The 23,374-nt window shown below is 42.7% G+C and carries 22 protein-coding genes; 14 read left to right on the plus strand and 8 right to left on the minus strand.

What is annotated here, in order from left to right:
• The first annotated feature begins 25 nt into the window (after window positions 1–25).
• Window positions 26–175 (plus strand): hypothetical protein, encoded by a 150-nt coding sequence (locus tag J8L85_RS05230; protein ID WP_211015232.1) that lies wholly within the window; start codon window positions 26–28, stop codon window positions 173–175.
• Between the two features lie 26 nt (window positions 176–201).
• Window positions 202–1,251: a type I restriction endonuclease gene (locus tag J8L85_RS05235; RefSeq protein ID WP_211015233.1), complete on the plus strand. Its 1,050-nt coding sequence runs from the start codon at window positions 202–204 to the stop codon at window positions 1,249–1,251.
• A 289-nt stretch (window positions 1,252–1,540) separates the two neighbouring features.
• Here J8L85_RS05235 and J8L85_RS05240 read toward each other — a convergent pair whose 3' ends face one another.
• The 3 genes from J8L85_RS05240 to J8L85_RS05250 form a co-directional block, all read right to left on the minus strand.
• The gene (locus J8L85_RS05240) at window positions 1,541–2,353 is read right to left on the minus strand and encodes an endonuclease/exonuclease/phosphatase family protein (protein ID WP_211015235.1); all 813 of its coding nucleotides are present in this window, start codon (window positions 2,351–2,353) and stop codon (window positions 1,541–1,543) included.
• Window positions 2,354–2,464: 111 nt separating this feature from the next.
• Window positions 2,465–3,445: a Gfo/Idh/MocA family oxidoreductase gene (locus J8L85_RS05245; RefSeq protein WP_211015237.1), complete on the minus strand. Its 981-nt coding sequence runs from the start codon at window positions 3,443–3,445 to the stop codon at window positions 2,465–2,467.
• A 30-nt stretch (window positions 3,446–3,475) separates the two neighbouring features.
• On the minus strand, window positions 3,476–5,161 hold the full coding sequence (locus J8L85_RS05250; RefSeq protein WP_211015239.1) for a sulfatase: 1,686 nt from the start codon (window positions 5,159–5,161) through the stop codon (window positions 3,476–3,478).
• A gap of 294 nt (window positions 5,162–5,455) precedes the next feature.
• On the opposite strand from J8L85_RS05250, the gene J8L85_RS05255 reads away from it, so the two are divergent.
• The 4 genes from J8L85_RS05255 to cydB all read left to right on the plus strand — a co-directional run bounded on the left by J8L85_RS05255 (window position 5,456) and on the right by cydB (window position 9,748).
• Window positions 5,456–6,316, plus strand: coding sequence for a DUF808 domain-containing protein (locus J8L85_RS05255; protein ID WP_211015241.1), 861 nt, complete (start codon window positions 5,456–5,458; stop codon window positions 6,314–6,316).
• A gap of 49 nt (window positions 6,317–6,365) precedes the next feature.
• Complete coding sequence (locus J8L85_RS05260) at window positions 6,366–6,971, plus strand: class I SAM-dependent methyltransferase (protein WP_211015243.1); 606 nt, start codon at window positions 6,366–6,368, stop codon at window positions 6,969–6,971.
• A 365-nt stretch (window positions 6,972–7,336) separates the two neighbouring features.
• Window positions 7,337–8,668 (plus strand): cytochrome ubiquinol oxidase subunit I, encoded by a 1,332-nt coding sequence (locus J8L85_RS05265; protein WP_211015245.1) that lies wholly within the window; start codon window positions 7,337–7,339, stop codon window positions 8,666–8,668.
• 3 nt (window positions 8,669–8,671) lie between these two features.
• Window positions 8,672–9,748, plus strand: coding sequence for a cytochrome d ubiquinol oxidase subunit II (cydB, locus tag J8L85_RS05270; RefSeq protein ID WP_211015247.1), 1,077 nt, complete (start codon window positions 8,672–8,674; stop codon window positions 9,746–9,748).
• A 62-nt stretch (window positions 9,749–9,810) separates the two neighbouring features.
• On the opposite strand, the gene J8L85_RS05275 is transcribed toward cydB, so the two are convergent.
• The 4 genes from J8L85_RS05275 to J8L85_RS05290 all read right to left on the minus strand — a co-directional run bounded on the left by J8L85_RS05275 (window position 9,811) and on the right by J8L85_RS05290 (window position 12,906).
• A complete protein-coding gene (locus J8L85_RS05275) occupies window positions 9,811–10,464 on the minus strand; it encodes an OmpW family outer membrane protein (protein WP_211015249.1) in 654 nt (217 codons plus the stop codon).
• A gap of 297 nt (window positions 10,465–10,761) precedes the next feature.
• Window positions 10,762–11,178 carry a hypothetical protein gene (locus tag J8L85_RS05280; protein WP_211015251.1) on the minus strand — a complete coding sequence of 139 codons (417 nt, stop codon included), beginning with the start codon at window positions 11,176–11,178 and terminating at the stop codon, window positions 10,762–10,764.
• Window positions 11,171–12,070: a hypothetical protein gene (locus tag J8L85_RS05285; RefSeq protein WP_211015253.1), complete on the minus strand. Its 900-nt coding sequence runs from the start codon at window positions 12,068–12,070 to the stop codon at window positions 11,171–11,173. Before J8L85_RS05285 ends, J8L85_RS05280 begins: the two co-directional genes overlap by 8 nt.
• Before the next feature lie 299 nt (window positions 12,071–12,369).
• On the minus strand, window positions 12,370–12,906 hold the full coding sequence (locus J8L85_RS05290) for a hypothetical protein (protein ID WP_211015255.1): 537 nt from the start codon (window positions 12,904–12,906) through the stop codon (window positions 12,370–12,372).
• Window positions 12,907–13,237: 331 nt separating this feature from the next.
• Here J8L85_RS05290 and J8L85_RS05295 point away from each other — a divergent pair, with 331 nt between their 5' ends.
• The 8 genes from J8L85_RS05295 to J8L85_RS05330 all read left to right on the plus strand — a co-directional run bounded on the left by J8L85_RS05295 (window position 13,238) and on the right by J8L85_RS05330 (window position 21,595).
• Complete coding sequence (locus J8L85_RS05295) at window positions 13,238–14,692, plus strand: FAD-dependent oxidoreductase (RefSeq protein WP_211015257.1); 1,455 nt, start codon at window positions 13,238–13,240, stop codon at window positions 14,690–14,692.
• Window positions 14,693–14,743: 51 nt separating this feature from the next.
• The gene (locus tag J8L85_RS05300; protein WP_211015259.1) at window positions 14,744–14,887 is read left to right on the plus strand and encodes a hypothetical protein; all 144 of its coding nucleotides are present in this window, start codon (window positions 14,744–14,746) and stop codon (window positions 14,885–14,887) included.
• Entirely contained in the window at window positions 14,887–15,078 is a 192-nt protein-coding gene (locus J8L85_RS05305) for a DUF6132 family protein (protein WP_211015261.1), read from the plus strand. Before J8L85_RS05300 ends, J8L85_RS05305 begins: the two co-directional genes overlap by 1 nt.
• A 145-nt stretch (window positions 15,079–15,223) precedes the next feature.
• On the plus strand, window positions 15,224–16,525 hold the full coding sequence (locus J8L85_RS05310; protein ID WP_211015263.1) for a TolC family protein: 1,302 nt from the start codon (window positions 15,224–15,226) through the stop codon (window positions 16,523–16,525).
• A gap of 88 nt (window positions 16,526–16,613) precedes the next feature.
• Complete coding sequence (locus tag J8L85_RS05315; protein WP_211015266.1) at window positions 16,614–17,696, plus strand: efflux RND transporter periplasmic adaptor subunit; 1,083 nt, start codon at window positions 16,614–16,616, stop codon at window positions 17,694–17,696.
• 120 nt (window positions 17,697–17,816) lie between these two features.
• Window positions 17,817–21,053, plus strand: a complete 3,237-nt coding sequence (locus tag J8L85_RS05320) for an efflux RND transporter permease subunit (protein WP_211015268.1) — start codon at window positions 17,817–17,819, stop codon at window positions 21,051–21,053.
• An 11-nt stretch (window positions 21,054–21,064) separates the two neighbouring features.
• Window positions 21,065–21,370: a hypothetical protein gene (locus tag J8L85_RS05325; protein ID WP_211015270.1), complete on the plus strand. Its 306-nt coding sequence runs from the start codon at window positions 21,065–21,067 to the stop codon at window positions 21,368–21,370.
• A gap of 18 nt (window positions 21,371–21,388) precedes the next feature.
• Window positions 21,389–21,595 carry a DUF2892 domain-containing protein gene (locus J8L85_RS05330; RefSeq protein WP_047246498.1) on the plus strand — a complete coding sequence of 69 codons (207 nt, stop codon included), beginning with the start codon at window positions 21,389–21,391 and terminating at the stop codon, window positions 21,593–21,595.
• Between the two features lie 118 nt (window positions 21,596–21,713).
• On the opposite strand, the gene J8L85_RS05335 is transcribed toward J8L85_RS05330, so the two are convergent.
• A complete protein-coding gene (locus tag J8L85_RS05335) occupies window positions 21,714–23,336 on the minus strand; it encodes a fibronectin type III domain-containing protein (protein WP_211015271.1) in 1,623 nt (540 codons plus the stop codon).
• Between the last annotated feature and the right edge of the window lie 38 nt (window positions 23,337–23,374).

Consider the following 23,374-nt stretch of genomic DNA (forward strand, 5'->3'; position numbering starts at 1 on the left):
AGAAGTCAACATTAATATAAATAATATGGCAGTTGAACATTTACCGACAAAAGAAGTTCATTTAGGAATCAAGGGAGGCAATACGGGCTGCGGTTTTGATACCACCAAAAACGCCGACCATTGGATCAACACGAGTAGCCATGTTACTTGTAAAAAGAATGGGTGTAAGAATTGATCAGTTAACAATAAAAATAGATGTCTATGCAACTCCAGAATCAATTAAAAGTTCTTGCTGAAAAAATTGAAAAGCTTAAAGAGAAAATAGATACGGAAGAATCTACTAAACATGCCTTTGTATTACCTTTTATAAATATATTGGGGTATGATACATTTGACCCCACAGAAGTGGTGCCGGAGTTTACGGCCGATCTTGGTCTAAAAAAAGGAGAGAAGGTCGATTATGCCATTTTTCAAAATGAGTTGCCGATCATTATTATCGAATGTAAAAATTGGAAAGAGAAACTAAATGCGCACAACTCACAATTGTTCCGTTATTTCCATACGACCAAAACCCGATTTGCCTTATTGACCAATGGAATAGAATATCGTTTTTATACAGATTTGGAAGCGACCAATAAAATGGATGAAAAACCTTTTCTGGAATTTGACATAACACAATTAAAAGAAAGTACGGTTCATGAAATAGCCAAGTTTCATAAATCAAATTTTGATGTAAATAAAATAGTGGACACAGCGAGTTCATTAAAGTATACAAAAGAGATCAAAAAATTGATAGCTGAAGAATTGCAATCCCCTTCCCATAATTTTGTAAAATTATTTGCGAATGAGGTTTATACCGGTCGGCTAACGGAAAAAGTAATGAGCGAATTTACAGATCTTGTGGGCAAAGCTTTCACCCAAACAATTAGTGAAAAGGTAAATGATCGCTTGAATGCAGCACTGAACAAAGAATCAGAAAATCAACAGGAAGAACTCCAAGAAGCAGAAGAAATAAGCAAAATAAACACAACGGAAGAAGAGATGGAGGGTTTCCGGATTGTAGTGGCTATTTTAAGAAGGAAACTTCCGATAGAAAGAATAGCACATAGAGATACTCAATCCTATTTCGGAATTTTATTGGATGATAATAACAGAAAGCCATTATGCAGACTTCATTTTAATGGGGGGACCAAATATTTGGGATTGATAAATGAAGATAAATCAGAGGACAGGAGACCTCTTAAGGTTTTGGAAGATTTATATCAATTTGAAAAGGAGTTATTGGAAACGGTAGATTACTATGAGAAATAGTAAATAATATATAGTATTTTTTTATGGGTTAGTACGGTTAGAATTATAGTGTAAGTTTAATTATTTGCTCTATTGGAATTGGGTTTTTTGTCTTTTATTCATTTTTTTTATTTTAACATTACGGATATCTGTAAGGAATTGGTTTTTGTTCATTTTATTTTTGAAACAAATAACAGTAAAGCACTATATAACCATTAATTATATTAGTTCTTAGGGCCAACTTATTGAAGAAGTGTTCGGGGGAAGGCTAATTTGATAAGCTTGGCCCATTTTTGTATAGGTACTTAACTTACTTCCACCTAAACCTAATGTATACGGGTAAATGATCCGATAGGTCTCTTGCCTTTTCCAGATTGTCGCAATCTTGTATAAAATCGATGACCTCGCTTTCTATTTTTTGGATCTCTGTGGGGTAAAAAATATTATCGATGGCATGGTTTCGGTATTCCTGCCCGTCACAAGACCTTTTCAAGGTCGTTTTTTGATCGGTAATTGCAGCGGTGTATCCTTTTTTCTTGAACGTATCGAATATAGGGTCGCTCTCGTTCACATTAAAATCTCCGGCCAGGATCGTACTGGTTGCACCATTGGTAATAATATAATCGGTAAGGGCGGTAATCTCTGGCTTTGGGTCTTTATTGTGTGGCCTGGAGTGAAAGTTGATTATGGTGAATCTTTTGCTTTCAACAAAAAAGTCCAATAAAAAAGGTTCTCTGTCGATGACCGTTTTTAGATCAGATAGTAATCGCCCCCTGTTCTTTATTTTTATGTGCTTGGTTTTCCATACAAAGGCATAGCGTTCGGTGGCATATTTGGGGCTTTTGGTGGGGTCGCTGATCACATAATCCCATTTGGCCCCCTTTCTGTTCAATAGATCGGATAGTTTGGCAACGGCCTGTGCGCCGCCATAACCGGCTACAACTTCTTGTATGGCCACAATATCGGCATCCCGTACCAATTCCGCTATTTGTTCTAGCTCTTCACTATTCTTTGTCTTTCCAAAATCTTGAATGTTCCACGAAATAAGGCGAATATCTTTTTGTTGCGGATACGCGCTAAACGAGAACAGCAGAAATAATAATAGAACTACTTTTTTAAACATATGGTTGTTTTTGGTCCAATACAAATCTATATAAAGTTATGCGGTCTGTTTTACGCAAAACTGTAAGTTAAAACAGGTAATGGGTACATTGTTATTGCAGGTTTAATAGAATTAAGAACTTCTTCCACTTAAGTTTTCCATCACTTTCATTACCAGCAAACCTTCTTCTGCCGAACAGGGGTTTTCGTCTTTTTCCAAAAAGTAATCTACGGTTGCGCGTATCATTGGCTCTTGTAGGTGTTTCGGATTTTTGAACGAGAATGTTTCGCTTTCTTTTTTAGTGGTAAGATGCACCCGGTCTCCAAAAAAGGAGAACGTGATATTGCCCTCGGTGCCATAAATGGTACACTCCTCTTTGTTGTTCAAAGGAGATGAGTTAAAATTCCACAGGCCCCTAAATTGTACCCCGCTTTTAAAGCACATAATACCGTTTACGATATCTTCTACCTTTTTATGGTGTGCAGAGGCTTTCGAAAAGCCAAAACTTTCCTTTATGGGACCAAAATAGTGGTACATCAGATCTATTTGATGTGGTGCCAGATCATAAAAGTAGCCTCCGCCGGAAACTTCGGGGTTCAAACGCCAATTATCCTCTGGCGATGCTATTATATCCGATTTTTTCGATTGTATTAATTGTAGGTCCACATGGGTGACCGTACCAATTTTCTTTTGGGCCAGAAGGGCCTTTACTTTTAAGAAAGCAGGCAATTTTCTACGGTAATGGGCCACCGTGAGCTTGCCTTTGCTTGCGGCTACGGCATCACATATTTTTTTGGCCTCTACGGCGTTCAAGGTCATGGGCTTTTCTAAATACACATGTTTCCCGTGGTTCAAGGCGCGTAGGGCATAGTCTAAATGCGTAGAGGGCGGAGTGGCTATATAAACGGCGTTTATATCCTCGTTTTGCAATATATCATCGGCATTGTTGGTCCAATGGGGCACTTTGTGCCGTTGGGCAAAATCTTTGGCCTTTTCGGCATTCCGTCGCATTACCATGTGTAGAGAAGAATGTTCTATGCGCTGAAAAGCGGGGCCACTTTTTATTTCGGCCACATCGCCGCAACCAATAATGCCCCAATTAATTTTGTTCATAGCCGTATTGAGGAAAGGGATAAAAAATAACTATTCCTTATCCGCTTTCCTTTTTTCGATAATGGATTCGAGTTTTTTCTTGTTGACGCCAAAAATGCCATTTTTCTCCACATCGTCCATAAAGGTGTTAATGTATTTTTGGTCGAGCGCATCGTTATCGCCATATTTCTCCCTCATTGCGGCCAACTCTTTGTGCAATTTTTCCCGAACGTCGGCATATGCGGGGTCGTCATACACGTTCTTAAGTTCTTTGGGGTCTTTTTTACGGTCGATCAACTCCCAATAATCTTGGTCAAAATAGTAATGGATCAGTTTGTATTCTTTGCTTACGATGGCGTAATGCCTGTTGACCATATGCTCGGCCGGATATTCGTAATAGTGGTAGTACACCGCCTCACGGTTCCAATCCTCCATTTTTCCGGTTAAAATAGGAAGCAGGCTTTCTCCTTGCATGTCGGTAGGTTGCTCTACCCCGGCCGCTTCTAAAAATGTTTGTGCAAAATCCAAGTTCTGTACCATCTCATCGGAGGTGGTGCCCGGAGCCACTTTTTGGGGCCATGCCACCAATAACGGAGTCTTAAAAGATTCGTCGTATACAAAACGTTTGTCGAACCAACCGTGCTCCCCTAAATAGAAACCTTGATCAGAGGTATAAACGATAATGGTGTTTTCCATTAGGTCGTTTTCCTCTAAATAATCTAAAACCCTACCTACATTTTCGTCTACTGATTTAATGGTACCCAGATAGTCTTGCATGTAACGTTGGTAACGCCATCGCATCTTGTCCTCTTCGCTCAAAGAAGGGTAGTTGTCTTTAAAATCCGCATTTACTTTATCGTAAGACGATTTAAAATTGGCAAACTGAACGGAATCCATCCTCCCTACAGAATGTTCAAAACGTAATTTATCGATACCTATCTCCGGTTCGTTCATGGCATCGATGGTTTCAGGGTAGATCTTGTTATCGCCCGTCCAGCTGAGGTGTTTTAAAATGCTCATTTCAGCCTCTTCCGCTGCCGGTCTGGTGGCATAATCATCGAAAAGTGTAGCGGGTTCGCGAAAGGTCCTGTTGGTGAACTCTTCCATATGGCGTTCTGCCATCAACCAAGATCGGTGCGGCGCTTTGTGCAGGTACATCAACAGAAAGGGATCTTCGGGGTTTCGTTCTTTTTCCAACCAATCCAAGGTCATATCGGTAATAATATCGGTTACATATCCCTTTACATTTATCTTTCCTTCGTTCTTGGTAATAAAATCCGGATTGTAATAAGCGCCCTGTCCGGGTAGAATCTTAAACTGGTCAAATCCTTTGGGGTTGTTACCAAAATGCAGTTTTCCGAACATGGCCGTTTGGTAGCCCGCCTTTTTAAGTATTTGGGGAAAGGTGACATTGGTCGTATCAAAAGGGAAATGATTGTCTATTTTTCCGTTGATGTGCGAATGTTTTCCAGTAAGAATTACGGCTCTTGACGGAGCGCATATGGAGTTGGTAACACTGGCATTGGTGAACAGCATCCCCATTTTCGCGATACGATCAATATTCGGGGTCTCTATCAAACTGGTGTCGTAGGCGGAAATAGCTTGGTATGCGTGGTCGTCCGACATAATAAAGACAATATTGGGTCTTTTTGGGGCGACTGCTTCTTTTTCTTTTTTAGGGTTGCAGCTAACTAGAAGACAAGCGGTTATTGCTAAAACACAGATGATGTTCTTCATAAATGGTAAAAGGTTGGTTATTTAAGTGAATCAAGATACATAAAATAGGGCAATTTTGTCAAGTAGGGTAGAGGTCGATACTAACAGATCGGTATGTTTTGGTCTCCTCTATTTTTACACAATATTCTTTGATGCGGATTCTTCTTTATAAGAAGAAACGTTCTCTTAAAGGGCAATTATCTGAGGATCAATATTTCTATTTTGTGTCTATAAATGGAATGAGATTCGGTATTTGTGTTCATGGAATTCGAAAATATGGATATCTTAAATTATTTTTGATCAAAAATTATACCGATGGCTTCAGGATTTTTTGCAATTCTAGATGATATAGCAACACTGTTGGACGATGTGGCAACAATGAGTAAAGTAGCGACCAAAAAAACAGCGGGCATCCTGGGGGATGATTTGGCCGTTAATGCAGAGAAGGCATCCGGTTTTGTGTCGCAACGAGAGTTACCCGTATTGTGGGCGATCACCAAAGGGTCTCTTTTGAATAAGTTGATAATTCTGCCCATAGCTTTTTTGCTAAGTGCCTTTTTGCCTTGGGCGGTGACCGTAATACTGGTTCTTGGTGGGCTCTATCTTGCTTTTGAAGGGGCAGAAAAAATATATGAATTCTTTGTGCCACATGAGCATGAACATATTACTTCCGATACCAAACCGATGACCAAGGCAGAGATTTTAGAAATGGAAAAGGTGAAGGTAAAATCTGCCATCGTAACCGATTTTATACTGTCCATAGAAATTGTGATTATAGCCTTGGGTACTGTTCTAGAGCAACCATTGGTTAATCAGATCATAGTGGTAAGTATAATAGCTCTATTGGCAACTGTGGGGGTATATGGTATTGTGGCACTAATTGTACGGATGGATGAATTTGGACTCCGGTTGATCAATCTTAACGATGAGGACGACAGCATCTCCGATAAAATCGGAAAGTTCTTTGTAAGCGCCCTGCCAAAGGTAATAAAGGCACTGTCGGTTATTGGAACCATAGCCTTGTTATTGGTTTCCGGCGGAATTTTTGTCCATAACATACATTTTCTACATGATCTCTTTCCCCAGGTGCCAAGTATACTGTTGGAGTTTTTGGCAGGTTTGATCGTTGGGTTCTTGGTGCTTTTGGTATACAAAGGGATTAAAAAATTGTTTTAGCAAGGCGGATTTTTTAAGCAAAACGGACAAAAAATATTAAGTCGATCACATGAAAAACTTTTGGGACAAAAGGTATGAAGCGGAATCGTATGCCTACGGTTTGCTTCCCAATGCTTTTTTTAAGTCGCAACTGGATAAGTTGCCAAGCGGTTCTGTGTTGTTCGCAGCTGAAGGGGAAGGTAGAAATGCCGTTTATGCTTTGCAACAAGGGTGGCATGTAGAAGCTTTCGATTATAGTGTTGCGGCAAAAAATAAAGCCGAGAAGTATGCACAAAACCTAGGGTTGGATATTAATTTTAAGGTCGCCGATGTTTTGGAGTTTCATACAGAAACAAGATTTGACGCCCTGGTCTTGTGTTATGCCCATTTTCCTATAGAAATCAGGGAAAAGGCACATCGGCATTTACTTACTTTTTTAAAACCCAATGGCACCGTAATCTTCGAGGCCTTCTCAAAGGCACAGCTCGGTAGGGCATCGGGCGGACCAAAGAACGAAGAAATGCTTTTTTCCGTTTCTGAAGTGCGTAGCGAGTTTAAAGGACTGCAATTTGATTTTTTGGAAGAGACCGAAATTCATTTGGAAGAAGGCGAGTTTCATAAGGGGGAAGCTTCCGTAATTCGTTTTGTGGGTAAAAAGGCTCCCATTACGGGTTAACATCTATTTTGCCAATATCGATAGTTTTCAAAAACATACAGGCTAAGTTTTTCTGATGTCTATATGGTAGCACCTACAATTTTGGGTGCGTTCAACCATCTTTTCATGGTTTATGGTACTATCGTAAAATCGCCCTTGCCCTTATAATTTAATGCGGAAAGAGAGGATAGTGCATATAGGTTTATTGTAAAGTTCAATATCTTTATAAGGTGTGGTAAAGGGGGTAAATAATTGAAAAACATGACCTTTGTCACATACCTAGTTTTTTTTCGAATTATTTGCCCAATATGTAACTTGGGTTACTTATAACAACCATCTGATGTCTACTTTTGTAGTCATCTTGAACATTGAAAAGATTTTAGATTATGGAAGACATGCTTTTCTACGACCGAATGCAGTTTGCGTTCACCATAACATTCCATTATTTGTTTCCTCAGTTGACGATGGGACTCTCATTGTTGATCGTCTATTTTAAATGGAAGTTTCTTCGAACCCAGGTAGAGAGTTACAATTATGCCGCAAAATTTTGGATGAAAATTTTTGCGCTAAACTTTGCTATGGGGGTGGTTACCGGTATTCCGATGGAGTTTCAGTTTGGAACCAACTGGGCCAAATTTTCAGAATTGACCGGAGGTATCATCGGTCAGACCCTTGCCATGGAAGGTATGTTTTCGTTCTTTTTAGAGTCCTCGTTTTTAGGGCTCTTTCTTTTTGGCGAAAAATTAATGGGACAAAAACTTCATTTTCTTACGGGTTTTCTTGTCTTTTTGGGCTCGTGGGCGAGTGGTTTCTTGATCATTGCCACACACTCGTGGATGCAAAACCCCGTTGGTTATGAAATACTGGAAAACGGAAAGTTCGTACTCAATAATTTCTCGGCCCTTTTTGGCAATCCATGGCTATGGCCATCATACCTGCACAATCAATTGGCCTCTGTAGTAACCGCCTCATTTGTGGTCGCCGGTATCGGTGCTTTTTATCTATTGAACAATAAGCATAGCGAATACGGAAAGCTCTTTGTAAAAACGGGGGTTATTTTTGGATTGATATCATCGGTTCTGGTCGCTTTCCCAACAGGGGACTGGACCGCCAAGAACGTTGTAAAACACCAACCTGTGACATTTGCGGCCATGGAAGGTATTTTTGAAACAGAGGACGGTGGATCTGAAATCGTGTTGATCGGCCAGCCCGATATGGAAAATAAAAAACTGGACAACAAAATAGCGGTGCCCAATATCCTTAGCTTTTTAACCTATCAAAAATGGGATGCGGAAATAAAGGGACTTAACGAGTTCGATGAAGAAAATTACCCCACCAATATACCCGGCCTTTATTATGGGTATCATATTATGGTAGGGCTCGGTACTATTTTTATAGCCCTTATGGCATTGGCGGGCGTTCAGCTTTGGCGTAAAAAATTATATAAGACCAAATGGGTGCTGTGGGCCATTATGTTCATGTTGCCCTTTCCGTATATCGCCAATACTACAGGTTGGTACACGGCAGAGCTGGGGCGTCAACCTTGGTTGGTCTATAACCTATTGAGAACATCGGAAGGGGCTTCCCCGACCGTTTCTTCCGGTAATACCCTGTTTACCCTGTTAGGTTTTGTGGGGCTGTATTTATTGTTGGGGATGTTGTTTTTAATATTGGTAGGAAAAATTATCAAAAAAGGACCTGAAATAGTAAAACTATAAATTATGGAGTTGTTCTGGTACGTAGTATTAATGGGAATGTTGGCCATGTATGTTATTTTAGATGGCTATGATTTTGGTGCGGGCATTATACATTTGTTTTTGGCCAAGACCGAGAAAGATAAAAAGGCGATCACTAATGCCATTGGTCCTTTTTGGGATGCCAATGAGGTATGGTTAATTGCGGCCGGGGGTGTTTTGTTTTTTGCCTTCCCCACCTTGTATGCCTCCTCTTTTAGCGGTTTTTACCTGCCGCTGATCATGATATTGTGGCTTTTGATATTCAGGGCCATTGGCCTAGAGCTAAGGGGGCAATACCACAATGCCATGTGGCAATCTATATGGGACAAGGCCTTTGGCATTGCCAGTTTACTTTTGGCCCTGTTCTTTGGTGTGGCCCTGGGTAACGTAGTACGTGGTGTTAATTTAGGAATGGTAGAGAACGGCGTATCGGCACATGAGGCACACTATTTCTTCTTGCCGTTATGGAACCCGACCTTTAGCCCCATGGCAGAGCATTTGGGTATTATAGATTGGTTTACGTTGCTGTTGGGCGTTATAAGCGTCTTGGCATTGACCATTCATGGTGCCAACTGGATTATCTACAAAACGAATTCCGGTCTTAACCAAAAGCTAAAGGGTCTTATTTTTAAATTGAACTTTGTACTGTTGGCCCTTGTGGTGGTATCACTTTTGGTTTGGCATGTTATAGACCCCAAGCCCTTTCGTAATTTTATAGAAACACCTTGGTTGTGGATCTTTCCGTTGATCACCTTTATAGGGTTGTTTGGATTGTTCAATGTAAAACGATGGAAAAAGGATGGTTACGGATTTTTGTTTTCTTCCCTTTTCTTGGTAGGTGGTTTTGCCTCAACGGCAGCATCTATATTTCCGAACGTATTGCCTTCCACCAATGATGTAAACCCTTCTTTGACCATTTACAATGTAGCTGCGCACGAATATGGCCTTTCGGTGGGGATGAACTGGTTTTTTATCGCCTTGTTCTTGGTCGCTGTGTATATGGTGGTACAGTACAGAATATTTAAAGGAAAGATGGACGATGTCGGCTACGGCGAACATTAAAAAATTAAAAGCCCCCATAGCAGTACGCTATAGGGGCTTTGGCTAGAGTTGATATCGCCTTTTTAAAATCTATATCCTACACCGAATCCGATTAGTAAAGGATTTATATCTACATCGGCACCCACGGTTGCACCCAAGGCAGAGGTAGCATCTACGGTAGCATCGGTACTCAAGAAAATTTTCTTAAGGTCTACGTTCAAGAACCATTTATCGTTCAAGTTATAATCCAATCCGGCCTGTAGCGCAAAACCAACGCTGTTATCGTAATCTACGTCATCTGCAACAGGGCCTTCTTTAGCGCCGTAGAAGATAGTGTAGTTTATGCCGGCACCTGCATAAGGCTTAAAGTCGCCACCGGTAAAATGGTATTGTAAGGTTAGGGTAGGGGGCAATAGCCATACAGAACCCAGGTCAATATCACCGGCTGCGGTATCGGTCGCCTCTACATCGTGTTTGGTAGTACCTAAAATTAACTCTGCGGCAATGTTTTTGGTAAAGAAGTAAGTGATGTCCAATTCAGGAATTACGGACGTAGAAATATCCACGTCTCCACCAATTGCCTCTATCGTCGCACTCTCGTCAGGGGCCACAACAACACCTCTTAATCTAACCTGCCACTTGCTATAGCTGTCATAATCCATTGTTTGATCGTCTTGTGCATTCATGCTAAACGGAATGGCCAGGGCCACAAGAAAACCCGCTACTATTTTTCTCATCGTATTAATGTTTAAATGTAAATAATGCTCAAATGTATTTCTTAGGGGGAAGCATTTTTATGAAATAAATCATGTTTTTTGGGCTATTTTTTTTGATTATAAGAGAGATGAAAGTACAGGGTGTTTTATGGGAAAGAAGGGGGGTTTTTCCCTTGAGGACGCCATAGGGTAAGCTATGGGCGGGATGGCGCGCTCGCAAAGCAGCGTTATCGCTGCTTTTCAGGGGTGTTTTGAGCAGGAAAGGGTGACGCTCGCGCTAGGGGTATAGCAAATGTTTTGTCCAGTTAGATTGTTTGTTTACTTGATTTTGTAGAAAAAATTATCTCCAAAACAACGACTGAAATATTCGGTTTCTGGTTGTTTTCCCATACTGATGCCACCCGTCTTGCTGTTGTCTGAAACCCTAAAATAACTACAGAAACCAGAGGTCAACCCCGCAAGGGTGAATTCCTTCCAGTTTGGCCCCAACTCTTCTTTGAGTTGCTCTTCCGTCATTTCGGTTAAGTCCTCTCTTGGAGACCAACCTGTTCCATTTTCAATGGATTGTTGAAAATAATAGCCAGATTCATCTTTTTTTATTACGAATTCTGTCTTTCCATTTTTTGTTGACGAATATTCGCCTAAAAGATGTTCATTCGAAAATGTCGCTTTTTCTTTTTGAGAGCAAGCTGTAATTAGTATTAAGGTCATTACGAGGGATAAATTCTTAATCATTTTTGTCTTTTTTAAATAATACTGGAATAGTGGAAATAACAATGACGCAACAACCATATATTATATTTTGAAAATTGGTGTGAAAAAGGCTGATAATTAGTGTGATAACTGCAAGTCCAGTAAGAATGAAAAGCGAAATTTTAAATTTGGTAAAATTCATACTTAACAAAAATGCAGTTAAGAGTCCGCCATAAAACAAGACTGGTTTTGTATACAGAAGAAAATGGTCTATAAAGCCCAAAGAGGCTGACGAACTTCTTTCTCCAGTTTGAACAAACACGAATTCAACTTGTGATGAATCCATTAGAATTACCCCAAATATTATCATAATATAAACAGGGGAACCTTTCCATTTTTTGTTCATATATGGGAATATTTTCTCCATTTCTAAATTTTGGATTTTTTCCGGTAATTCAGTCAACGAGACTAGAAGTAAAGAAACTACGCTGAAAATAATAGGGAAAATATAGGAATCGTAGGACAGAATGAATAAAGTAAAAACACCTAACAAAGTGAATAAAACTATTTTCACATTCTTGTTAATGTTTACTCTACTGATCAAAAGATTGATTCCTAAATAAATTAGGGAAATCGCTATGGTCGGTTTTAATATCCGCTCGTTGAAAAGCATAAAATCTGCTTGTGAAGAAAAATCAAATCTAAAGTAATTGTTTATGTAAGTCGATTTGGTGTAAAAATTAGATAGAACACCGATTATAATTAGTAAAACCCCTAAGATTTGATTTGTATTTCTTTGTTTGACCTTGCTTTTTTTGAGAGCATCTTTTATTTCCTGTGTTGTGTATTCCCTCTTTAAAAGCTCTTGCGCTATTCTTACCTTATTATACTTTTTATAGACTAAATCAGATACTACTTTTGATATTTCTTCCATTTGGTCGGTTTTTTATAATTAGCTACAACAATCGTATAGACGTATCCTTATACACCTATACCTCATTATATAGGGGTATAAAACAATAGTTTTCGGCTACCCAAATTCACTTACAATATAAAAATTTTTATACTTAATTTCTTACGTAAAAGAGTAAGTGCAACCTAGTTTTGGGTACGGGCGTGAGGCTGTCGCTAGCGGGGAATAAAAAACAAAACCGCCTTAATAAGTGGTTATGGAGGTGGTTTTTTTAATGATTAAGGGCTTGTGAATCGGTTACTTATATTGTAGCACGTTTTTTACCACTTATCTTCTTTCTCCACATCTTTGAAGTTCGTAATTTTTTGGAAAGTAAAGTCCATAATTTTAGATGGCTTATTCAAAAAATTGCTCTTAAATTCCGTGTTTCGTTTCTTTAAAGCATAAAATTCAATATCAGTCGTTTCTCCCTCTTTGGATAAGGCATCTTCGTATTTTTGAACGAATTTTATGTTTTTTAATGTTACTCGATAACGCTTTTCTTTAAATTCAATTAATGAGAAAGCCTCTACATAACTCCGAGAAACATACATGGGTGTTGACATTTCAGATATTCCATATCCTTTAAAGTCCATCGAGAGTTGGTTAATTTGAGCGGTCAGACTTTTTTCGTTTTCCGAAATGTTTTCAAACTGTCCTGAACTTTTGATTTGTTCAATTAATTGCTCTTTTGTCATGTTCGTTTCGAAGACTTTTTGCCATAATACTTGACCGTTTTCTATCTGAAAATTATCAGTTTCAGAAAGGGTAAAATTGATAAGTAATGTTGAAGAAAGAAGAACTATAATTGTTTTCATAAATGTTTTTTTTATGGACCATAACAAGCATACGCCCATCATTATACACAGATACTTCTAGAACAGTAGTTTAGCCTACCCAAGTACTCCCCCAAGATAAAAATTCTCATTATTATTTTCTTACAGAAAGGCGTAATGCCAATAAAAAGTGGGTGCTAAGGGCCCGCTTTTTTGTCTTGTGCATGTCGCCATGTATAAGCCCCTGCCTTATGTAACAAAAGTTGCTGTACGGGTGGCCGTATATGTAGAACTTTACACCATTCGTACAGGTGTCTCTAAATAGCAAACACTGTTGTGGAGGTGCTTATGTTACAAACAAACTCTAATCAAAATGGCAAAAATAGTTATACTCGGTGCAGGAATCGCTGGTCACGTAGCGGCTGCACATTTACGAAGAAAATTACCGAAAAAACATGAGGTCTTGGTGGTTTCTCCCAATAGCAACTACCAATGGATCCCATCTAATATTTGGGTGGGGATCGGAAGAATGAAATCTGAACAGATCTTGTTTCCCTTGCCCCCGCTCTATAAAAAGAAGGGCATTGGTTATAAACAGGCCAAGGTGACTACCTTTCACCCCGAGGGCGATGCCGAAACCCCAAAACCCTACGTAAACGTGGAGTATGTGGTGGGCGACCATAAGGGCAAGACCGAGAAGGTTACTTACGACTATCTTATAAATGCCACGGGCCCCAAACTGGCCTTTGATATGACCGAGGGGCTGAACCCTGGTACCAACAAGGCCTATTCGGTTTGTACCTATACCCATGCCGAGCATGCATGGCACGCCCTTAACACCTTGATCCAAGAAATGAAACAGGGCAAAAAAGCCAAAATATTAATAGGCACGGGGCACGCAAAATCTACCTGCCAAGGTGCCGCCTTCGAATATATCTTAAATGTAGAGAAAGAGCTTCGCAGACATGGGGTACGCGATATGGCCGAGGTTACGTGGATCGCCAACGAACACGAATTGGGCGATTTTGGTATGGACGGTATGCTCATGAGCTATGGCAACAACATCATGAAATCTAGCGAGATGGTAGAGATGGTGTTCGAAGACCGTGGCATTAAATGGATCATCGGGGCCGGGGTGAACAAGATAGAGGACGGCGTGGCACATTATGAGACCCTTGATGGCGAGTTCCATACCGAGACCTACGATTTTGCCATGTTGATTCCCGCTTTCTCGGGGCATGGCTTTAAGGCGTATGACAAAGACAATAACGATATTACCAAAAAACTGTTTAAGGGCTTTATGATCGTAGATGCCGATTATACCCCAAGGCCTTATGAGGAGTGGAGCGTACAAGATTGGCCAGAAACCTATCAGAACCCTACGTACGACAATATATTTGCGCCGGGCATTGCCTTTGCGCCCCCACATGCGATTTCTAAACCTAGGACCAGCAAGAACGGCACCCCCATATCACCGGCACCGCCACGTACGGGAATGCCCTCGGGTATGACCGCCAAATTGGTGGCCGATAATATTATAGATATGATCAATGGTAAAAAAGACCTGCACCATAAAGGTTCTATGGGGAATATGGGCGCTGCCTGTATCGCCTCTGCCGGTTATGGTATGACCCAAGGTAGCGGGGTGAGCATTACCACCTTCCCCATTGTGCCCGACTATCATAAATACCCCGATACCCAAGGCCGAAAATTGGGCAAGACCTTTGGATCTATAGGCTTGGCGGGCCACTGGTTAAAACTGGCCCTGCACTACGCCTTTATCTACAAGGCCAAGATGAAACCCTTCTGGTGGCTGATACCGGAATAGGTACGGGTATACGAATAGGAGAGAGAAGATAGAAATCTAAAATCTAAAAAAATGACACGTAGAATATCAAAGACAAAACGGTTTTATATGCAGAACCCCATCATTCAGTTCTTTAAGTTTATTTGGTTGAGCCTTAAAATTTTGGTGATCGTGGCCGGAGGGCATGGGGGCACCAGAAACGTAAACGGACAGTGATGGCAAAAACAATATTGATAACGATTGCCGGTACGCTGATCGGTGGGGTGGCAGGCTATCTCTATTATGCGGAAATAGGTTGTTTGAGCGGTACATGCCCCATTACCTCAAAACCCCTGAACAGTACTTTGTATGGTGGGGTCGTAGGTGGTTTGTTGTTTCATACGTTTGTAAAACAAAAGAAAAAGTAAACGCTTATAGTTCCATTTTATTTAGTTGGTTTGTAAAAGGCACTTCTGTGGTTGGAAGTGCCTTTTTGTTTCTTGTTTGTCTGTAACATTGGTTACTGTGTAGGCCGTTTTCAGAATCTAACTTTGTGGCAAATAAATGAATGCGATGAAGTATAAGTTAATAGGTCTATTGTTTTTTATCTTTTATTCGGGGTGGGCCCAGGTGGTGAAACCGATCGGTAAAGAAGAGGTGTTGGCCAAAGTGACAGAAAACAACAACACATTAAAAATTGCCCAACAAGAGGCCCTGGCGGCCAAGGGCGATTACAACCAGACCAATGCGGTGCTCTTACCTAATATTAGTGTTTCCCATACGGGTATTGCCACTACCAACCCCTTAATGGCCTTTGGTTCTAAATTGAACCAAGAAATTTTAACGGCGGCCGATTTTAACCCGGATCTTTTGAACGATCCCCGTCAGATCGAGGATTATGCCACCCGTGTTGAGGTGCAACAACCCTTGTTGAATTTCGACGGTATTTTTCAACGTAAGGCGGCCAAGGCAAAATGGACGGCTACCGAACTACAGTCGGAACGTATGCAAGATTACTTGGTCTTGGAAGTGGAAAAAGCCTATATGCAATTGCAACTCGCCTATAAAACGGTAGAGGTGTTGGAGAAGGCCCTGGAAACGGCCCAAGAAAACAAGCGTATCGCCGATAACAGCTATGCACAGGGCTACCTGCAAAAATCGGATGTGCTGGCCGTACAAGTACGGGTTACCGAGATAGAGAACCAATTGCAATATGCCAAAAGCAATGTGCTGAACGCCAGTAACTATTTATCCGTATTAATGAACGATGATACCAACGGGGTGTTGAAGCCTACCGATTCCTTGGTTGTTTTTCAGGAAACGATACCCGAGGTAGACCTGTCGGAAAACAGAAAGGATATCAGGGCCATGAACGCCGCTACCGAAGCGTACCGGCAAATGCACAAAGCGGACCAAATGGCTTTTCTGCCTAGGTTGAACGCCTTTGGTACCTACGAACTTCACGACGATAAGGCTTTTCAGGGCGATGCTAACGGATACCTCTTTGGTGCGGAACTGAAATGGAACCTTTTTGAGGGTAGCAAGCGTTTCGGAAAATCGCAAAAGAGCAAGGCGGAGTATAACAAGTCGAAACTGGAACTGGCCCAATACAAGTCGGAAAGCGAATTGGAGCTGAACAAGGCGAAACGGGGCTTGCAAGATGCCAAGAACAAACTGAAGCTTACCGAACTGGCCCTGCAGCAATCGCAAGAGTCGTTGCGTATTCGTACCAACAGGTTCGGGCAAGGTTTGGAAAAGACGACCGACCTGCTGATGGCCGAGACACAGTTCTCTCAAAAGCAACTGGAATATTACGCAACTATTTTTCAATACAACTACGCCTTGGCCTATGTTCAATTTTTAACGAAGGAATAAAAGGTTTACGGCAACAGAAAAAAGGTTCAATTATAAATAACAATCAGCCTTACGTAGAAACGGAAGGGACAAATAAAAAACGTTACACATGAAAAACAGAAAATATATACTCGCGGCGACCATTGGGGCAACCCTGTTTTTGGCCAGTTGTGGCAGTGAAGATAAAAAACCGATGGCCGACAATTCTCCGGCGGTCGCAGTGGAGGTACAAACCGTTGCCGAAGGTAACGACAATGCCTTTTTAACGGCCAGCGGAAAGGTAGAGGCGGCCAAGAGTGCCAACATAAGTACCCGTATGATGGGGTATGTGGACAAGATTTATGTAAAAGTGGGCGATAAGGTGCGCAAAGGGCAATTGTTGCTCAGCGTGAACAACGCCGATGTTTCGGCCAAGCTGGCACAGGTAAACGCAGGTATCGCGGAAGCGGAGGCGGCCTTTGCCAATGCCGAGAAAGACTACAATCGGTTTACGGCCCTGTTTAATGAAAACAGTGCCTCGCAAAAAGAGCTGGACGATATTACGGCCAATTACAACATGGCCAAGGCACGATTGGAAAGTGCCAAGCAAATGAAGAACGAGGTAAACGCCCAAATGGGCTACGCCAATATGCGCGCTCCCTTTAACGGGGTGGTGACCAATAAATTTATAAGTGCCGGTGATATGGCCAACCCGGGCATGCCCCTGTTGGAAGTGGAATCGCCGGGACAATACCAAGTATTGGCCATGGTACCCGAATCGGAGATTATGCAGATCAAGCCAAATACAGAGGTAAGCGTGCAGATAAAGGCTTTGGACAGGCAAGTAAAGGGTACCGTTACAGAGGTAAGTACTTCTTCTAAGAATACGGGAGGACAGTACTTGGTGAAAGTGGTCTTGAACAAGACCGATGCCCCCATATTGTCAGGTATGTATGCCACGGTGCAGTTTCCCGTTGCGCCACAGACCCAAAGTGCCGCGGTAATGATACCGGTAGAGGCCGTTGTGCACAATGGGCAGCTGACCGGGGTGTATACGGTAAGCCAAAACAATACGGCCCTATTGCGCTGGTTGCGTTTGGGGAGAACCATCGGTGACAAGGTAGAGGTATTGTCGGGCCTTTCCGCAGATGAACAATATATCGTCTCTGCCGAGGGGAAATTGTTCAACGGAGTAAAAATATCGAAGCAATAAACGAGTAGCGTTAGGGATTGCAACGGATACCCCACAGTGTTTTTGATCGGTCTATGATCAAGAACACGAGGAGTAGGAGAGAAAAGCCCGCCCGAACGCCCAAACAAAATACTAGAAAGAATGAAGGAAGGTTTAGCTGGCAAGATTGCCAAAATGTTTATAGGTAGCAAGTTAACGGTGCTGCTGATGATCGTTTTTATGGTCATTGGGGTGTACAGCTCGTTTTTGATCCCTAGGGAGGAGGAGCCCCAGATAGACGTGCCGATGGCCGATATTTTTGTGGGCTACCCAGGTGCGAGTCCCACCGAGGTGGAATCGCGGGTAATCAAACCCTTGGAGAAACTGATATCGAACATAAAAGGGGTGGAGTACGTGTATTCTACCTCGATGAAGGAACAGGGGATGGTGATCGTACAGTTTTACGTGGGCGAGGATATTGAACGCTCGTTCGTAAAACTCTATAACGAGATCAACAAACATATGGATATTATGCCCCAGGGCGTAACCTTTCCCTTGGTAAAAACGCGGGCCATTGACGATGTGCCCATGTTGGGACTTACCCTGTGGAGCGAAAATTACGACGGTTACCAACTTAGCCAAATGGCACAGGAACTGGAGAGCGAGATCAAGAAGGTGAACGATGTGGCCATTACCCATAAGATCGGGAACCAAGACCGACAGTTGCGGGTGGTTTTGGACAAGGACAAATTGGCCGCCAGTGGATTGGATTTTTTAACGGTCTCGGAAATGATCAAGGCGAACAACGCCCAGTTGAGCTCCGGTAGTTTTGATAAGAACGATACAGAGTTTTTGGTAAATACCGGCAATTTTTTGGCGTCGGTGGACGATGTGGAAAACTTGGTGGTGGGCGTGCAACAGAACCGCCCCATTTACCTAAAACAGATTGCCAGCATTATCGACGGCCCAGAGGTGCCACAGAGTTACGTGTCCCTCGGTTTTGGACAGGGGAGCGAAAAAGTGTCCGACTATAGGTCGGAATACCCTGCGGTAACGATTTCGGTAGCGAAAAGGAAGGGTGCCGATGCGATGAAGATCGCCGATATCGTAATCGATAAGGTAGACCATTTGCGCACTACCTTGATCCCCGATGACGTACATGTGGAAATTACCAGAAACTACGGGGAAACGGCTTCCCATAAGGTGTCGGAACTGTTGTTGCACCTTATAGGTTCTATCATTGCCGTTACCATTGTGGTGATGCTCGCCATGGGATGGCGCGGTGGTCTGGTGGTATTTTTATCGGTTCCGATAACCTTTGCCCTGACGCTGTTGAGCTATTACATGCTGGACTATACCTTGAACCGGATCACGCTTTTTGCCCTGGTCTTTGTTACGGGTATCGTGGTGGACGATTCGATCATCATCGCCGAGAACATGCACCGGCATTTTAAGATGAAACGACTGCCTTTTAAACAGGCGGCATTATACGCCATTAACGAGGTGGGGAACCCTACCATTTTGGCAACGTTTACCGTAATCGCCTCGGTATTGCCCATGGCCTTCGTGTCGGGATTAATGGGACCTTATATGGCACCGATGCCCATTGGGGCCTCTATCGCCATGATCCTATCGTTGTTCGTGGCCTTGACCATTACCCCGTATTTGGGCTATGTGTTCTTACGTGAAAAGGACAAGAAGAAAGGTGCGGAGGAGAAAAAGGAGAAGCCCCTGGAAGATACGGTCATATACAGGGTGTACCAAAAATTTGAACGCCCCTTGATCGAGAGCAAGGCAAAACGTTGGTTGTTCTTAGGTTTGACCTTCTTATTGCTCATGGGATCCATGGTCTTGTTCTTTACCAAATCGGTGGCCGTAAAAATGTTGCCCTTTGATAACAAGAACGAATTTCAGGTAGTGATCGATATGCCCGAGGGTACCACCCTGGAGCGTACGGGAGTGGTGGCACGTGAGATCGGACAGTATTTGGCCACCCGCCCCGAGGTAGTGACCTACCAGAATTATATAGGTACCTCGGCACCGATAACCTTTAACGGTCTGGTACGCCATTACGACCTTCGCGGAGGTAGCAATATGGCCGATATTCAGGTAAACCTGATCGACAAGGGCGAACGTTCGGCCCAGAGTCACGATATCGCAAAATTACTGCGCCCCGATATTCAAAAGATAGCGGCCAAGTACAATGCCAATGTAAAGTTGGTGGAAGTACCGCCCGGACCCCCAGTACTCTCTACGATCGTAGCCGAGGTCTACGGACCGGATTACGAGGAGCAGATGCAGATCGCGGACAACGTACAGCACATATTGAAAAATACCGAAGATGTAGTGGATGTCGATTGGATGGTAGAGGCCGATCAGACCGAATACCGATTTAATATTGACAAGGAAAAGGCCATGCTCTACGGGGTGGCACCACAACAGATCGCCTATACCATGAACATGGCATTGTCGAACAGGGCCATTACCAATCTGTACGACGAGGATGCCAGCAATCAGGTGGGTGTGGTGCTCGCCTTGGACGAAAAGGAAAAATCGACCGTTACCGATATTTCACAGTTAAAGGTCGCCTCTAAACATGGCAACATGGTGCCCATAGCCGATTTGGTGGATATTGAGGAAACTACGAGTGCCAAGAGCATTTACCGTAAGAACCAGAAACGTGTGGTGTATGTACTGGCCGATATGGCCGGCGATTTGGAGAGTCCTGCCTACGCCATTTTGGGAATGGAGGAAAAGTTGAAGGAAATTCCCTTGCCAGAAGGGTATACGATCAGCGAGACCTATTTGAGCCAACCCGAATTTGAGGACGACTATACCGTGAAGTGGGACGGCGAATGGCAAATTACCCTAGAGGTGTTCCGCGATTTGGGAATCGCCTTCTTAGGGGCCATAATCTTGATCTATATATTGATCGTAGGATGGTTCCAGAACTTTAAGGCCCCCGTGGTCATGATGGTGGCCATACCGCTGTCATTGATCGGTATTGTTTTGGGGCACTGGATCATGGGTGCTTTCTTTACCGCTACCTCTTTTATCGGTATGATCGCCTTGGCAGGTATTATGGTGCGTAACTCGGTATTGCTTATCGACTTTATAAACCTGCGTTTGGCGGAAGGTGTTCCTTTAAAACAAGCGGCGATAGAGGCCGGTGCCGTACGTACCACCCCTATTTTATTGACCGCCGGAACCGTGGTGATCGGCGCTTTTGTGATCTTGTTCGACCCCATTTTTCAAGGTCTGGCGATTTCGTTGATGGGCGGTACCATCGTATCTACCGTACTCACCTTGTTGGTAGTGCCCTTGGTATATTTTATGATAGAGCGCAAGAACTATCCCGAAAAGGGAAGTGAGGAAATAGCAAGTAAGATCGAAGACTAAAAAAAGAAAAAATGAAACTACTGATAGTAACCGTTGTGGAGGAATACGAAAAGGAGATCCTACGCCTCTTTAAAAAGGCGAATATCGAGAGCTATAGCGGCTCTGACATAGATGGGTATAAAAATGCGGCCTCTATGCTACGTACCGCAAGCTGGTTTCCCAGTGAAAAAGGAGGTGTGGAGTCGAGCATGTTCTTCTCCTTTACCGAAGAAGATAAGATCGATGCCCTGTTCACACTGATCAAGAAATTTAACGAAGAACTGGAAACCAACAACCCTATTAAGGCGGTGGTGGTTCCTATTGAAAAATCTATTTAACCATAAAAAAAGAATCAAATGCTGAATACATATTTTAGAGTTATCGTAGGTACATTCATTTTATTGAGTGTGGTATTGGCCGTTTACGTAAATATCAACTGGTTGTGGTTTACCGTTTTTATAGGGGTGAACATGATACAATCGGCCTTTACAAAGTGGTGCCTGCTAGAGGTTATACTCATGAAACTGGGCATTAAAAAAGAAGGAAAGGGTTGTTCGTTATAACCATATAGGAAAACCCGACACATTACACTAAGGCCTCATGCATGAGGCCTTTGTTATTTTCTTTCAACAGTAGTCATAGGATTGTTGGGCCGGTCAGGTTTCTATGATGTTATTTAGATTACTCCAGTTTTACGACCCAGTAATCCCACAGGCCTTTACCCGGGCCACTGATATCTCCGCCAGGACCCGAAACATAGCCCGATACGATGTACCCGTCATTTGTTTGTTGAATAGCGGTCGCATAATCGTTTTCTGGACCTCCCATACTTATTTCCCAAGACAGCTCACCCTCTGGGGTCAATTTAACGACCCAATAATCTAGAAACCCTCCGTTAGCGGAACCGCTTACATCAAAATCGGTCTCTCCCGCACTTCCTGCAACAATATAGCCCCCGTCTGTCGTTTGTTGAATGGAACGTGCACCATCTACCGATGAACTGCCAAGGTTGACTTCCCAAGTGATCTCTCCGGTCGTATTCAATTTAACGACCCAATAATCCCTATTTCCGTAATTGTCACTTACATCAAAATCTGAGGATTCGGAATATCCGGCCACAACATATCCTTGGTCCGAGGTTTGGTGAATGTCATAGGCGTAGTCATCCAATGAGCCTCCAAGATGGGTTTCCCATGCCAAGTTTCCCGTGGCATCCAACTTTACGACCCAATAGTCCCTCTCGCCGTAATTACCTCCTACATCACCATCGGGAGATTCTGAATATCCTGCAACAATATAACCTCCGTCCGATGTTTGCCCTATCGATTTTGCAATGTCGAACTCGCTGCCTCCAAGGGTTGTTTCCCACACCAAGGCTCCGTTACCATCCAGTTTTAATATCCAATAATCCAATCCTCCATTATTATCTTCTACATCACCATCTGAAGAGCCCGTGAAACCGGCAACGATGTATCCGCCATCTACAGTTTGCTCAACGGCATTGGCTTCGTCACCGGATCCGCCACCGTAATTGGTTTCCCAAACCAAATTTCCAGATCCATCAAGTTTAACGATCCAAACATCGGCAGCGGAGGTGTCTCCACTAATATCCTGATCATTGGAGTCGGTCATTCCTACTACGATATATCCACCATCTGCGGTTTGTTGTATGTCATTTCCGGCCTCGTCACTGGATCCACCAAGGTTGGTTTCCCATACCAAACCTCCTGCATTGTCCAGTTTTATGATCCAAAAATCACCTCCCAGATAACCTTCTGCATCATTGTTGCCCCCTACATCGCCATCATCCGAATTGGCCGTACCGGCAATAATGTAGCCGCCATCGACCGTTAGTTGCAGGGAATTGGCGATGTCAATTTTAGACCCTCCAAACGATTTTTCCCAAGCTATGGAGACGTCCTCGGCAATCTCTTCTTCATCTTCTTCCGTTGTAAAATCAAATGTACTTTCAGTGGTGTTCCCATTACCGTCAGAAGTTGTTACCGTACCGTTATAATCGGTTTGGGCGGTTAGGTTTTCTAAAAGAAATTCGGTGGTCTCCAGATTTGCCTGAACTTCGTTGTCTCCCAGAAATACGGTATAGGTTATTTTGTCCTTGTCGGGGTCTACGGCGGCATTCCAGGTCAATACTGCGCTATTGGCGGTAATTTGAGTGACTTGCACCGTAAAATTCCCGGGCTTTTCATTTTTTGGTTCGGTACTTCTATTGTCGTCATCATTGTTGCACCCAATAACGAGAATGCCAATAAGGGTTAAAACGGATAAAAAAAGTGTCTTTTTCATAGTCGATATTTTTTACCCGCAGGTATTTGTTCGGGGTG

The organism is Maribacter sp. MMG018 (assembly GCF_018100785.1).
Lineage (GTDB): Bacteria > Bacteroidota > Bacteroidia > Flavobacteriales > Flavobacteriaceae > Maribacter.